We start from the raw sequence: 13,644 nt of genomic DNA on the forward strand, positions 1-13,644 counted from the left end.
GAGTGGGATGATTACTTTTTAAGGTGACCACATAATTGGCATTTTTTTGATGAATTAGCCGAATTATTTCAGTTTGATTCCCCAGAGCGACTATTACAATGGACGCTCCGGTGATATCAATTAATTCTAAGAGGGCACCGAATAGCTATGATTTTATTAGAATGACCTTCAACCTTAACCTGTCCGAGTACCAAGCGATTTTCAGTGGCCCAAACTGTAACTAAATGTAAGTTTTTTATCCCATTTTCTCGGTCATAAGATCCTCTAAGTGTTTTTCCATCAATGGGAATAACTTGTTGAATAACTGGCCCAATTAATTGCTGAATCCATAAAGTTAATTTTTGTTCTAAAATTTCGGGTTCCAACTTTTCAAACACCCTTCTAAACGTATCATCACTGGGAATACCATTCGGTAACTCTAAAAATTCTTTTAACCATTGTTGTTTGCTGAGGCCATAATTTTCCATGTCCTCCCATCCATCACCTCCAGCTATTGTAGAGAGGAGCGCAATCACAATAATATCTTTAATTAAGTGGCGTTTGGTTCGGTTTACCCTAGGATCCGGTACGTCATCAAAATAATGTGACAAGCTCCCTTGTAACTTTTCCAAGGAAAGAGGTTGGTTGTTGTTCAGCCCTGACTTTGATTTAGACGTAGCCTGAATTGGTGCAAATCCTTTATCCATAGAGTTTTACCTAAGCGTTGCCGACTTACTATTTTAGACATTATAGAATTGCCCATCATTAAATGGTGTACACCCTATGATTGTCTTTTTGTCAAGTACAATTTATACCAAATTAGATGAGCTTACCCTGGGGGGTAACACCGAATGAAGTAGGCGATGGAATGTTAGAGTTAAATATTAAGGAGTCAAGGGAATTGGAGGTTTTATGAAAAATCCATAATCATAGGTAAGGTAGATTTATGAAAAAGTATTGATAGGGCCTAGATGATTGGTGACAACTTAAGAAGAGGGGACAAAAGTCAAGCCGGGAAAAGGAGAGAGGTCTAGCTTTTTATAGCCCTTGCTTTTTCGTAAAGTTTTGACAATGCCGAGATCCTGATTCCGAGGGTCACAAAAATACTCAACCAAGGACTGATTATTGCCCTTCGTTGATGCCACAGTGAAATGATAGAACCCCCGAAATAGCATCTCTAAAGAAATCCGTTCGGTGGGCAATTCGAGAGAATCAGCTACATCATCAGCCAGGTCAAGCAACACCGCATAGAACAGCCAGGTCGCCCAGATTTGCAACTTGACCCCATTAATAGAACCTGTCCAGATATAAGCCAGATTCAGCAATCGTTTAACCAAAAAAAATGCCGTTTCAATCTCCCAACGACGGCAATACAAATCAGCCACCACATAGGGTGGTAAGTCATCAGGCTCAAGCACCGAAGTAATATAGCTATACCAACTTTTGCCATGACGCACTTGTATTAGACGCACGGTAATCTGTTTGGCCTTTCCTCTTTTATGCCCCAGCAGAACTAATTGGTCAACCAGATTAGCACTCTGGCTAAAAGTTTTCTGGACCTGATAGGTGCCTTTCTTCAGCCTGGTAATCCAAGCGCTACCGGCTTTGACTAGGGCAGCAAATTCAGTAAAATCGTAAAAGCCCCGATCAAAAATTAATACCAAATCCGAGGTTCAAACATCTGCTATAATAACTGAAAAATTAGAGGGAAAGATTTATGCCTAAAAAACTTGAGCTAGTTCCTCATCTTTCGAGTGAGGAACTCCAGGATAGATACAGGAAAGCAAAAGATCCGGTAGAAGTTAGACGCTGGCATCTACTATGGAAAGTGTCTCAGGGGTGGTCGTGCAAAGACAGCGCATGGGCAGTGGGCTTAAATTATGATTATGCCCGACGCTTTATCAGAAAATATAATGAAATAGGAGAAGAAACGGTTCCAAATCAGCGTCCGAAAAATTCTCAGGGTAAAGGAGGGGGTAACCGCTTATTGAATACAGAACAGCTAAATCGATTAAAAGAAACATTAAAACAAAAACCCCAAGACAAAGGGCTGTGGACTGGCCCTAAAGTAGCTCGATGGATGGAAAAAGAAACGGGACGGACAAAAATTCATGATCAAAGGGGGTGGGAGTATTTAAAAAAGCTCGGGTACTCATGGCAAAAGCCCAGACCAAAACATAAAAAAGGATGTCCGATTCAACAACAAGAATTCAAGGAGGACCTACCCCTTAAAGTCAAGGCTCTCCAAGAAAAATATCCAAATGCTCAAGTGGAAGTTTGGTTTTTTGATGAACATAGAGTCGGGTTAAAACCGATTCTATCTAAAGTTTGGTCTTTAAAGGGTGAAAGACCAATTGCCATTGTGAATCATAGATATGAATGGTTATATGTTTATGGATTGGTCAAGCCTTCAACTGGCCAAACCTGTTGGTATTTAATTCCTCGGGTTAATGTAGAGTGGTTGAATTTAGTATTTGAGGCTTTTGCCGCAGAAGTTGGAGCATCTGAAGAAAAGATTATTTTGTTAGTTCAAGATAGAGCCGGATGGCATATGAGTGACAAAGTTTGCTTGCCTAAAGGGATGGTGGTTGAGCCTCTTCCCCCCTATTCTCCAGAACTGCAACCCGCTGAACGCTTGTGGAAATTAGTAGATGAGCCATTAGTTAACACTTGTTTTGACAGCCTAGATGATTTAGAAAAAGCCCTGATAGAACGCTGTCAAATTTTGCAAGAAAGTATGCAAGAGGAAATTCGGAATTTAACCAACTATCATTGGCTTACTTATGCCTGATTTGTTTGTGACCTTTGAATCCCGGATTCCGTATAATAAACCCCCTTTCGGTAAAGTTGAATGCAACCACTCCCATTGATTCATATCTGCCACATTAGGATTTTCTTCAAATCGGATTGCCACAGGTAAATGGCTTGCCATATCTACTATCGTGTAGATTTTTCCAGCTAAAGCTATGGGTTGCTCTTGTAAACTTTTAAGTTTACGAAACAGGGCCTCCAGGGTCGAACCATCGACGATCCAAATGTGTTCAAACCGTTGAAAAGTCCAAGCCACGCTCGAAGGTAACGGGCGAACAACACGATTCGCCCAACGTCGCTTTAACTCCTCCACCAAAGCCCAGAGAACCTGCTCAAACATAGATGCCGGAAATTCTAAAAATCTCTTGCAGAGAGCTTGTTGCGTTACCTTAACCGCTCGGCACCACAGTAAATCTTCCCGAGCTAAGGTCCGTCCCAGTTCTCGAACACTCGGGATTTGACGCCATAACAGGCTCAACACGGCTCCCACCATTAGAGGAAGCCCCAAAATTCGTTGGCGCAGCCCCAACTGGCGATAGTATTTCAATTGCTCGTGAACCACAGGCTTCAACAAGTCGCTCAGGTGGGCTTCAATCGCCTCGCTACTTGGGGCTGGCATATTGTGGCGGCGAGTATGATCTGGGTTGTTTTTGCGAGGACGACTCATTCCATCAAACTCAGGCGCGAAACTAGCTTGACAATTACACTCTAGCCTTAAGTTGTCACCCATCGGCCTAGATATTTTACGATAATATCTAAAACATTTTGACTCTATAAAGTTGTACAGAATACCAAGAGTTTCAAGAAATGTCTATCTCCAAAAATGAAGGAAAAGCAGTCCAGAAAATTCTATGTATTGGTGGGTCTACTTTGAATAAAGGTACAATTGAAAAAATTAAGGATGCTTTAATTGAAACTAAATTTTTACAAAAATGGGCAGTTATATTCGTTAATCATGATTATTTTAAAATAAGCTACAAGCCAGCAGAAACTCAAATAAGTAAGGATAAAATCCAGAAGGAGTCGCATGGAATTAATATTAAGTTTTTAGAACAAGTAGGCGATCATTTAATCCATAAAAATAATGTGTACATTTTGCCAGATCCGTCAAAGGTACTACCGGCAGAAGAAAATGAGGAAGACTGGCGATCTGCTGATTGTATCGAGAAAAACGGTCAGGTAATGCTTCAAGTATTAGAACCACAATCTTCTTTTGAAAAATACGATCAATGGTTTGAAAACAAACGATGTGATGCAGGTGGTAAAGAGAGAAGTTTCGATACAATGCCTTATATCGATAAATTCATGAAGGAACTTGCAGATGTAACAACAAAAATAAAAGACGTAAAAATCGCTGGTCTAATTTTATGTGGACTTGGTGGAGATGGGGCATATGGGTTAAAAGAAATTAAAAATAAAGGTGGAGCCACAGCAGTTCAGAATCCAGGTGAATGTTTGCATCCAAAAAGAGGAAAAACGACTTGCTCAATGCCACATACAGCACTAACACTAGACAAAAATTCACCACATCAAAAAATATCAATAAAAGGAAATAGCGAGGTTATGAGTTTAATACAATGGCTAGACTCTATCCGTTAGGGCAACATCACTCGTACTTTAGCAGATTTCAATCACGCGATCAGTTAATTAACCCTCCACAAGTCGCGATTGTCAAGAAGTAAGTTAGTTTGGCTATAGGGCCGATCGCCCTTGTCCTCTACCCCCCAAGGACGATCGCCTCTACAGACCCGACTTAAATTAACAATCTGCAACCAATTTCCTGAAAAAATACAGCGCGATTTCGCTAAAACCCTACAAGAATATTCACAACAGAAACCCAGTTTTTTGGTTATCCCTGGGGTTTCAGAAACCGGGTTTCTTTTTTTTACTCCAAAGTTAACGATAATATCCACCAGAGAAACCCGGTTTCTTTTCTTGGAGCTTTCAGGGGAGATCGCACCTTAATCCAAAGTCAAAATTCCAGCAGAATAATCGGCAACCAGTCGTTTTAATTGCAACCAACGCACCCCCAAGAGAATATTTTCAATTTCATCTCCCCCCAAAACAGGAATGATGAACTCCTCTCCATCCATTAGGACAATTCCCTTGTAGACCGTAAAAAATACTGTCCCGGCTGCGGTGTTAGCCTTTCTAGGTTTCCGCTTTTGCAACCAATCTAAATTCACTGCATCTTCGTTATTAATCAGCAGCTAATCATTAAACCCCGTATCAAGAATTACTTGAACAGGCCAATCAGTTTCATCGGCAGCAACTAAAGCAATTTCAAATACTTATTCTCCCTTATGGTTAAACTCTCCACTAATCATGCTCGATAACAGGCTCCGGTTTCATTAATGCAGTAAACTACACACCGGGCATTCGGGTATTTTTCATCAGCTTTCTGTTCTACCACCTGGTCATCTTTGTCGATAAAATAGTCGCCACTTTCGGGTTCTATGACCATAAACCAGTCGTAATAGTCGTCGATTAGTTTGGGTTTAGCCGCCTCGAAAATTTCATCACACCGCTTCATTAAGGCTTGCATTTCTGCTTTGCGTTGGGCGAGTTCTTCTGGGGAACGTCGGGGGTCTGGAAAGACTCGGCCTAGACGCGCTTGGCGATTTTCAGATATTTTTCTCATCAGGGATTAGCCTCCACTGGGCATGGTTTATTTATTATTTTAACTGGCGTCTAAGAAAAAGAGAGCAAAACCTCATTGAAAATATGCTGGCTCCTTTAAATGAAGAAGCGGGCGCTCGTTCCCAACCTCAGAGCGATCGCAACTATCCCAAAGTCATCATCACCCCACTGCCAAAAATGACCAAGAACCAACGACCAATGACAAATGACCAACGACCAATGACAAAAAACTGTATTGTCTGGGCGCGCCCTATTGTAAGATAGACCCGATTCAATTCATTGATCACCTGTGACTATGGCAACGACTCTCTCTCTTCCACTTATGGGCTGCGGTACTTGGGCTTGGGGTAACCGGCTTTTATGGGGATATGAACCCAGTATGGATACGGAATTACAAGCGGTGTTTAATCTGTGTGTCGAGAATGGGGTGACGTTATTCGATACGGGAGATTCTTATGGGACTGGCAAGCTGAATGGTCGGAGTGAGACGCTGTTGGGGCGCTTTGCTCAGGAGTATCAGGGTCCGAATGCGGATAAAATTTGTATAGCGACCAAGTTAGCGCCTTATCCTTGGCGGTTGACTCGGCGATCGATGGTGTCTGCTGGGGAAGGGTCGGCGCAGCGGTTGGGACGGCTGGATTTGGTGCAGATGCATTGGTCTACGGCGAATTATGCGCCTTGGCAGGAATGGTCGTTGTTGGATGGATTGGCGGATTTATACGATCGCGGGTTGGTGAAGGGAGTCGGTTTGTCCAATTACGGTCCCAAACGCCTGGAACGCATTTATCAAAAGTTTAGCGATCGCGGAGTTCCCATTGCTACCCTGCAAGTCCAATACTCTCTGTTGTCTACCTATCCCGTGACTACCTTGGGACTCAAAGAAGTCTGCGATCGCCTGGGAATTCAACTGATTGCCTATAGTCCCCTCGCCTTGGGATTATTAACGGGAAAATACTCAGAAAACGGTCCCTTCCCTCCAGGAATTCGCGGGTTCCTGTTTCGGAGTATTTTACCTAAAATTAGGCCCTTGTTAGACTGTTTGAAAGCAATTGCCTCGGACCGCAATAAAACCATGTCCCAGGTTGCCATCAATTGGTGCATCTGCAAAGGCATGATTCCCATTCCCGGGGCAAAAAGTGTGGAACAGGCACAGCAAAATCTCGGTGCTCTGGGTTGGAGTTTGGATGCCGGAGAAGTGCTGCAACTGGATCAAGTGGCGGCGAATTCTAATAAAACAATGGTGCAAAATATCTTTCAAACCACTTAAAATCAAGGCAAAATCTTAAATAACTTTCCCGGTCCTTAATTTTAGTGCAAGGGTAGATCCCTCCTAAATCGGCCATCAATTTATCACCTTCAGGGAATTTGGTCAAGTCATTTTAAAGCAATTTGAGTTGAACTGACGCATCATCGATCGCCTCCCTCGGTTCCCCATCTTCACCTGTTGAGGAAAACTGCCACATCTGTTCATCTCCGGCCAATAAACCCTCCGCTGCTTCTAACAAATCGGTTTTGATATCTTCTAATCCTTCTCGATTGTCTAAATAGGTTTGTAAGGCACTTAACGGGTCAATTCCAGCGCCTGCATTCAGTTCGGGAACTCGGGGTCTGGCGAGTTGGCTGACGAGTTCGGGTTGAATGGTGTAGTTATGTGCGATGCTTAAGGCTGCATGAATGACGGTGTTATCAATTAAATCAATTTGGTGCGATCGCAATTGATAAATCAGTCTCACTACTGCATCCTCAATCTCCTGTTTACCGACTGCCTTTAAAATCTTCTCTTGGGGATTCTCCGCTTCCGATACATCTACCTTAATCGTCTTAAACGATCGCACAACCAACGGACAAAATTCCCACTTCGCCTGTCCCCGTTCTAACTCTACTATCACATACCCTTTATCTTCCTTCTGCTCACTAAAATCCACCCGTTCAATACTCCCGGGATAAATTACTGGCGGATTATTGGTGGGATTCAGGTTCTGGTGACGGTGAACATGACCCAAAGCTACATAATCAAACTCAGGGCGAATTAATAGGGAAATGGGAATCGTAAACCCCTTGCCGACTGCTAGAAACCGTTCCGCCCCTAATTCGGCGCGATCGGCCATTAAATGGGCCAGCAGGACCGTGGGTACTGTTTCGTCTAGTTTGCGGACTTCCCCTTCTAAGACAACGCGCAGACGGTCAATTAATAACTGATTTACATCCGAAAGAGAAATCCCCTCGGTTTGCGATCGCGTCATTAAGGTAGAACGGGTAACCCAAGGTAACGTAATAATTTGCACCGGACCTTTGGCAGTTTCTATGCGATGAGTCGTGAGGCTATCACCGACGATAAAACCGGGGACTCCCAACGTGCGATAAATCGATAAACTTGCTCCCCCTTGTCCTTGAGAATGTTGATCATGGTTGCCGACGAGCAAAACTGTGGGGATATTTGCCTGGACTAACCGATGAAATTGACGCGCAAATGCTTCTTGGACAAACGGAGGTGGGGTGGCATCGGGAAAGGCATCCCCGCCAAACAAAACTAAATCCACGGGTTCGGTAATGGCGCGATCAATACAGCGACTCAAGGTGCTGACAAAATCTTCTAATCGCGTATTCAAGCCCGTGGCTGGATTAACTCGTCCGTGGGAAAACCCACTGCCGATATGGATATCTGAAAGATGCAGAATTTTAATCATGGGTTGTTATTAGTCCGAAGTCCTTTGTCTATTGTGCTTTGTTTCTTCTAACTTGCACAGACTGGCGCAGTCGCCTTGCTTCAAACCCGAGGACAAAAGACTTAGGACTCTTAACTACCCGTTAGATATGAATGCCGCATTCGCTTTTAGCCGAACCCCGCCAGCGTCCGGCGCGTTCATGTTCGCCTGCACCCACGGGAGTCGTCAGGGGTTCATCCCCAATGCTGCCATATCCTTGATCATGCAGGCTGTTGTAAGGGACACCATGCTTCATGATGTAACCCCAGGTTTCTTTCCGGGTCCAGTTGGCTAAGGGATTAACTTTGATGCGTCCTTCGTTATCCCGTTCAAAGATGGGCATTTGAGCGCGAGAACTGGATTGGTCCCGGCGACGTCCGGTGATCCAAGCGACGACATTGAGTTCTTCCAAGCCGCGTTTCAGGGGTTCCACTTTCGTGAGATAGTGGAATTGTTCAACGTTGCTATGCCACAAGGCAGTGCCATAACGTTTGGCAAACTCTTGGCGATCGCTGGCTTCTGGGTTTTTGTAGATATGCAAATCTAAGTTGTAATGTTGCTTAGAGCGTTCTACCAATTCCAGGGTTTCGGCAAAGTGGTGCAAGGTGTCGAGAAACAGAACAGGCACCGGGGGATTGGATTTCAGTTCACGGTAGAGGAGGTCCATAACGACCATGCCGCTGGCTCCAAATGCCGTGCTTTGCACAAGCCCTGTAGGAAAATTGTTGACGCACCAAGCCAGAATCTCTTGGGGATGGGATGACTCAAATCGTTCGTTGAGTTCATCCAGGTCGAGACTGGTGGTGGATTTGGTTGGTGCCTGCACTGAGTTGACCATGCTCGTTTCTTTACTTTAGTAAGTCATTTAAGGGTTTCCAAAATCAATCATAGCCTAAAACACCCCTAACTTGGTCGGGAATAAGTATTTTATTTCTAAAGGAGGAGTTTAGCGGTGTACTTGCTTCTATCTAAGGGCTTGCAATCCCTACTCCCAAAGGCTTACATTACTTTGTAAAGTTTTATGAAATTACCAAAAGGAATAGAGGGGATGCCCTCAAATGTGCCTCCTTAACCCCGGGATGTCTATAAGGTAGCTTCAGATTAAGACTTAAGTATTTAGACTTAAGTGCCATAAAAATTATACCCTAATTTGGATAGGATCACTGCATTAACTCCAGTGGATGATTCAGGCTTGCTTTCCCCTAAAATAAGCACCGTTGGGGTCTGGAGTAAATAGGTAATGCGATTAATCTTGTACGGAAAGCCGGATTGCCACCTCTGCGAGGGGTTGCAGGAAAAACTAGAACAGATTCGGGACTTGAACTTTGAGCTAGAGGTGCGCGACATTACCACCGAGGCCGATTGGTTCGCCGCCTATCAATATGAAATCCCCGTCCTTTGTCGGGTGATTGACCCGGACCCAGCAGACTCGGAAATTCCGCCAACAGAGGAACCCTTGCCAAGGCCCTCTCCTCGGGCCTCGGTGCAGCAAGTGCAGCAAATGTTACAGCAATACTTTCCGAAAAATGATTCACAATAGGCGAAAAATAATGCAAGACGAGAGGGCAGGGGGAGTCCTCCCTGTTAACCTGTCTCTTGGATGAACGATCGCCCAATCGCGTGTGAGGAATTAAAACGATGAAGCTCAAAGCGTTATTACCCAGCATTCTGTTAGAGACCCTTGACAAGGAGGCGCTGGAAATCGAGGTCACGGGTTTAAGTACCAATTCCCATGCGTGCCAACCTGGGGATCTATTTATTGGAATGCCGGGAACCCGTGTGGATGGCGGTGACTTTTGGCCCTCGGCGATCGCAGCGGGTGCAGTGGCAGCCTTAGTCAGTCCCCAAGCCGCTCAAAAACACCCGCCCCAATCCGATGCGGTGGTGATTCCGGTGGCAGATATGACCGCTGCTTGTGCCCAAGTTGCGGCTGCTTTTTATGGGCAACCGGGGAAAACACTCAATTTAATTGGGGTAACTGGGACCAATGGCAAAACCACCACCACCCATTTAGTCGAGTTTATTCTTCAGAAAGTCCAAAAACCCACGGCCCTTCTCGGGACCTTGTATGTCCGGTGGCCGGGATTTGAACAGGTGGCGGCCCATACGACCCCGTTTGCGGTGGACCTAAATCATCAATTAAGTGATGCAGTCCAGGCGGGATGTGAATTTGGCGTGATGGAAGTCAGTTCCCATTCTTTGGCCCAAGGACGGGTGCAGGGGTTGCCGTTTCAAGTGGGGATTTTTACGAATTTGACCCAGGACCACCTCGATTTTCATGAAACGATGGAGGATTACTTCGAGGCCAAAGCCAAGCTGTTTAGTGCGGAATATTTGGCCGGTCGTGCGGTGGTGAATATTGATGATAGTTATGGACAGCGCTTGGCGGAACGATTGAGTGGGGATAAGTTGTGGGGTTATAGCACCCACAATTCCCAGGCTGATTTATGGACGAGTGATATCCAGTATGAACCGGCAGGAGTGAAGGGGATGCTGCATACGCCGATGGGTGAGGCAGAGTTTTCCTTGCCTTTGGTGGGACAATATAATGTGGAAAATATGCTGGCGGCGGTGGGGGCGGCCCTGCATTTTGGGATTCCCTTGGCAGAGATTGTGGCGGTGTTGCCGGAATTTCCGGGAGTACCCGGACGGATGGAACAGGTCCTGATTAAACCCGACCAGGATATTAGCGCGATCGTGGATTATGCGCATACGCCGGATAGTTTGGAAAATGTGCTGAAGGCGACGCGACCTTTTATTTCGGGGAAATTAATCTGTGTGTTTGGTTGCGGGGGCGATCGCGATCGCACCAAGCGTCCGATTATGGGTAAAATTGCCGCAGAACTGGCCGATGTGGTGGTGGTGACTTCGGATAATCCCCGGACTGAAGACCCGGAACAGATTTTAAAAGATGTAGCGGCAGGGATTCCGGAGAATATCTCAGCGCGAGTAATTGGCGATCGGGCTACCGCGATTCGGACTGCCATCCTGGAAGCAAAACCCGGTGATGGAGTGGTGATTGCCGGTAAGGGCCATGAAGACTATCAAATTCTCGGGACCGAAAAAATCCATTTTGATGACCGAGAGCAAGCGCGGGAGGCGTTAAATCAACGGTTTGCTGCTGTGGTTTAACCGTTCCTCAGACCAGGAGAGGGACCGGGTTAGGTGATTTTTGGCAACAATGCAGCGAAACTCTACTTTTTGCTGCATTGGAGTCGAGTCAGTCCGAAAGCCTTCCCCACGACGTCTAATAAGGGGACTGGAAGTGGATTGACTGTTTAAAGCGCCTGATAATAGGGCGCTTTTTGCGTAGGATTACCAATGCAAAATCTAGGATTTTAACTTTAAAATAGAATTACCCTTAGTCATCCAAATAACGATCTTCCCGGATTGAGGGAAGATAAAAAGACTTAAGAGGGTTTTAGGAGACCGGGTTTTTTATACCCAACTCGATCTTTTGCCAATAGAGGGAGGAGATGGAGAGCGGTAATTGAGCTAGGTCAATCGACTAGGGGTGCGAAGCTATCTGAATACTCAGGGTGTTTCAATTAAAATAGAGGATGGCTCGAACCCTTAAAAATTGCTAGAAACCTAAACAAAAGTGACGTTTAGGCCAATGTCCTGATTCCCACGTTTGTAGGGGTGATGTTCACTTTGCAACATCCACCTAAAACCGGGAAGTGCATTACATTGCTGGCGTCGGATTTCCTCCCCTGGGTGAAGTTCAGGGATTTGCCAACTCGCGGACACTTCAATGAAGATGAATTTATCAACAGCTCAGGATGTGTCTCTTTATGATTGCGCCCTCAGTGCGATCGCGCCGCCTCATCCCTTGCAAGTTTCCTACCCATCTTTTAAGGGCATGGTGGGCGGTGTATTTGACCTGCTGATCGAACAAAAAATCCCAGCTACGTTGTGGGTGAAGCTTCCGGATTGGTGCAACTGGCAGGCAGACCTTGATCGCTATCGACATTTGCTCGGTGGCACAAATCCGGTCTATATCCTCAACCCCAGGCCGGATGAGGAGAGTGAAAAGATTCGCGATGAAAAGATAGAAACAGACCGAGGAACCGGAGGGACAAACGAGTTATATTCCCGACAGCGATACAGCTTTTTTCAGCAGCGATCGCCGGATAGACACAACAACTTAGAGCATCACCTCCGTCGTCACAGTCCCCCCTACAGTGCACCTTTAACCTGCGGTATTGATGAGAATTCCCTGATTAGCGATGAGGGAACAATCTTCATGCCGACCAAAACTACCTTACCCTTATGCTCTATTCAGTTAATGCTTAATAGCAAACTGAACGATGAATATTTTCTGATTGTCTTGTCCCCAGAATTATCTGTGGCAATTTTAGCCAGTCCCGCTCAATCAAAGGGAGTCGAATCCCCTTCTCATCGAGAATCTTACAAAAATAAAACCTTAGTTGCTCTTTATTCCCTCGATCAACAAACGATTCAACAGGTCTTCGATGGATTAAAAATATCGGTGAGTAAAGGGCGGTGCCAGAGTTGTCCCATTTCTGATGAAAATCCCTACCCGATCGAGACATCCGGGCGAATTTGCGAGAATTTACTCGCCAATTGGGACATGGCTTTTGGTCATTTGGAACTGCCCAAACCGGACCCTTTGTTATTAGGACATTTATTTAGTAAGCAACTCCAGCGACTGGAACAACAGGAACAAGAACTGGCCGGGGAGGGAGAACTGGCCGCATTGCGACGACAAAATCAAGAACTGCTGGATGCATTAGAGTTTAAAGATGAGTTTCTGAATAAGATTGGACAGGAACTGCGCACGCCATTAACGAATATGAAAACGGCTTTGAGCTTGCTGGATTCACCTAAACTGAAACCAGCCCAACGAGACCGATATAGTGCGCTCTTGCATCAGTCTTGCGATCGGCAAAATGCTTTAATCGAAGGATTCCTAGAACTGGTGCGCCTAGAAAGCGAGGTGGATAAAGCGAAAATGGAGGGCATCCGCTTGGGAGAACTTGTCCCCGGAATTGTGAGTACCTATCAACCGATCGCCCAGGAAAAAGGGGTACTCCTCGCCTACACCCTCCGCAGCACGTTACCCCCCGTCATGTGCACCCGGGAATGGCTGAAAAAAATTGTGATTAATTTGCTTCAAAATGCGATTAAATTCACCGGGTCCAGTGGGGAAGTTTGGGTTCGTTCCAAGCAACAAGGCGATTATGTTCAACTAGAATTTCGCGACACGGGTATCGGCATTCCACCGGGGGAAATTCCTAAAGTTTTTGAAGCCTTTTATCGAGGTCGTCAAGCGATTAATGACGACATGGAAGGAGCCGGACTGGGCTTAACCATTGTCCAACAGCTTTTACTCCATTCCGGAGGGTCAATTACGGTCAAAAGCCGATTCGGACGGGGTTCGGTATTTAGCATTTTATTACCCGTTTACAACGAAAGCGAAGGGGATTGGTAGAGGATGAAGGATGAAGGTTGAAAAAACTTCATCCATCATCCTTCATCCTTGTCC

General features: G+C 45.4%; 13 protein-coding genes. 6 read left to right on the top strand and 7 right to left on the bottom strand.

The genetic code is table 11. The features are described 5' to 3' along the window. Positions 1–116 precede the first annotated feature (116 nt). Both NG796_RS24350 and NG796_RS24355 read right to left on the bottom strand, forming a co-directional pair. Positions 117–686, bottom strand: a complete 570-nt coding sequence (locus tag NG796_RS24350) for an ISAs1 family transposase (protein ID WP_317619353.1) — start codon at positions 684–686, stop codon at positions 117–119. A gap of 279 nt (positions 687–965) precedes the next feature. Next, positions 966–1,643 carry a transposase gene (locus NG796_RS24355; RefSeq protein ID WP_261209864.1) on the bottom strand — a complete coding sequence of 226 codons (678 nt, stop codon included), beginning with the start codon at positions 1,641–1,643 and terminating at the stop codon, positions 966–968. Between the two features lie 53 nt (positions 1,644–1,696). Here NG796_RS24355 and NG796_RS24360 point away from each other — a divergent pair, with 53 nt between their 5' ends. Next, a complete protein-coding gene (locus NG796_RS24360) occupies positions 1,697–2,770 on the top strand; it encodes an IS630 family transposase (RefSeq protein ID WP_261209865.1) in 1,074 nt (357 codons plus the stop codon). Here NG796_RS24360 and NG796_RS24365 read toward each other — a convergent pair. After that, entirely contained in the window at positions 2,738–3,457 is a 720-nt protein-coding gene (locus tag NG796_RS24365) for a hypothetical protein (RefSeq protein WP_261209866.1), read from the bottom strand. The two genes, NG796_RS24360 and NG796_RS24365, sit on opposite strands and share 33 nt — an antisense overlap. Positions 3,458–3,597: 140 nt before the next feature. On the opposite strand from NG796_RS24365, the gene NG796_RS24370 reads away from it, so the two are divergent. Next, on the top strand, positions 3,598–4,389 hold the full coding sequence (locus NG796_RS24370) for a chemotaxis protein CheB (protein WP_261209867.1): 792 nt from the start codon (positions 3,598–3,600) through the stop codon (positions 4,387–4,389). A gap of 362 nt (positions 4,390–4,751) precedes the next feature. Here NG796_RS24370 and NG796_RS24375 read toward each other — a convergent pair whose 3' ends face one another. Both NG796_RS24375 and NG796_RS24380 read right to left on the bottom strand, forming a co-directional pair. After that, a complete protein-coding gene (locus tag NG796_RS24375) occupies positions 4,752–4,976 on the bottom strand; it encodes a hypothetical protein (protein WP_261209868.1) in 225 nt (74 codons plus the stop codon). 137 nt (positions 4,977–5,113) lie between these two features. Next, complete coding sequence (locus tag NG796_RS24380; protein WP_261209869.1) at positions 5,114–5,431, bottom strand: hypothetical protein; 318 nt, start codon at positions 5,429–5,431, stop codon at positions 5,114–5,116. Positions 5,432–5,725: 294 nt separating this feature from the next. Between NG796_RS24380 and NG796_RS24385 the strand changes: the two genes are divergently transcribed. Then, positions 5,726–6,697, top strand: a complete 972-nt coding sequence (locus NG796_RS24385; RefSeq protein ID WP_261209870.1) for an aldo/keto reductase — start codon at positions 5,726–5,728, stop codon at positions 6,695–6,697. 112 nt (positions 6,698–6,809) lie between these two features. On the opposite strand, the gene sbcD is transcribed toward NG796_RS24385, so the two are convergent. Then, positions 6,810–8,117, bottom strand: a complete 1,308-nt coding sequence (gene sbcD / locus NG796_RS24390; protein WP_261209871.1) for an exonuclease subunit SbcD — start codon at positions 8,115–8,117, stop codon at positions 6,810–6,812. A 121-nt stretch (positions 8,118–8,238) separates the two neighbouring features. Beyond that, on the bottom strand, positions 8,239–8,973 hold the full coding sequence (cysH, locus tag NG796_RS24395) for a phosphoadenosine phosphosulfate reductase (RefSeq protein WP_261209873.1): 735 nt from the start codon (positions 8,971–8,973) through the stop codon (positions 8,239–8,241). Between the two features lie 402 nt (positions 8,974–9,375). On the opposite strand from cysH, the gene NG796_RS24400 reads away from it, so the two are divergent. The 3 genes from NG796_RS24400 (at position 9,376) to NG796_RS24410 (ending at position 13,590) form a co-directional block, all read left to right on the top strand. Then, entirely contained in the window at positions 9,376–9,675 is a 300-nt protein-coding gene (locus tag NG796_RS24400; RefSeq protein WP_261209875.1) for a glutaredoxin family protein, read from the top strand. A 98-nt stretch (positions 9,676–9,773) separates the two neighbouring features. Then, positions 9,774–11,267: a UDP-N-acetylmuramoyl-L-alanyl-D-glutamate--2,6-diaminopimelate ligase gene (locus NG796_RS24405; RefSeq protein WP_261209877.1), complete on the top strand. Its 1,494-nt coding sequence runs from the start codon at positions 9,774–9,776 to the stop codon at positions 11,265–11,267. 628 nt (positions 11,268–11,895) lie between these two features. Then, positions 11,896–13,590, top strand: a complete 1,695-nt coding sequence (locus NG796_RS24410) for an ATP-binding protein (RefSeq protein WP_261209878.1) — start codon at positions 11,896–11,898, stop codon at positions 13,588–13,590. Positions 13,591–13,644: the final 54 nt, after the last annotated feature.

The organism is Laspinema sp. D2d, from assembly GCF_025370755.1.
In the GTDB taxonomy this organism is placed as follows: Bacteria; Cyanobacteriota; Cyanobacteriia; order Cyanobacteriales; family Laspinemataceae; genus Laspinema.

Coding starts and splice junctions, on each gene's coding strand:
- sbcD (WP_261209871.1), bottom strand. CDS start 8,117: ATGATTAAAATTCTGCATCTTTCAGATATCCATATCGGCAGTGGGTTT.
- NG796_RS24405 (WP_261209877.1), top strand. CDS start 9,774: ATGAAGCTCAAAGCGTTATTACCCAGCATTCTGTTAGAGACCCTTGAC.
- NG796_RS24350 (WP_317619353.1), bottom strand. CDS start 686: ATGGATAAAGGATTTGCACCAATTCAGGCTACGTCTAAATCAAAGTCA.
- NG796_RS24360 (WP_261209865.1), top strand. CDS start 1,697: ATGCCTAAAAAACTTGAGCTAGTTCCTCATCTTTCGAGTGAGGAACTC.
- NG796_RS24365 (WP_261209866.1), bottom strand. CDS start 3,457: ATGAGTCGTCCTCGCAAAAACAACCCAGATCATACTCGCCGCCACAAT.
- NG796_RS24410 (WP_261209878.1), top strand. CDS start 11,896: ATGAATTTATCAACAGCTCAGGATGTGTCTCTTTATGATTGCGCCCTC.
- NG796_RS24400 (WP_261209875.1), top strand. CDS start 9,376: ATGCGATTAATCTTGTACGGAAAGCCGGATTGCCACCTCTGCGAGGGG.
- NG796_RS24380 (WP_261209869.1), bottom strand. CDS start 5,431: ATGAGAAAAATATCTGAAAATCGCCAAGCGCGTCTAGGCCGAGTCTTT.
- NG796_RS24385 (WP_261209870.1), top strand. CDS start 5,726: ATGGCAACGACTCTCTCTCTTCCACTTATGGGCTGCGGTACTTGGGCT.
- cysH (WP_261209873.1), bottom strand. CDS start 8,973: ATGGTCAACTCAGTGCAGGCACCAACCAAATCCACCACCAGTCTCGAC.
- NG796_RS24370 (WP_261209867.1), top strand. CDS start 3,598: ATGTCTATCTCCAAAAATGAAGGAAAAGCAGTCCAGAAAATTCTATGT.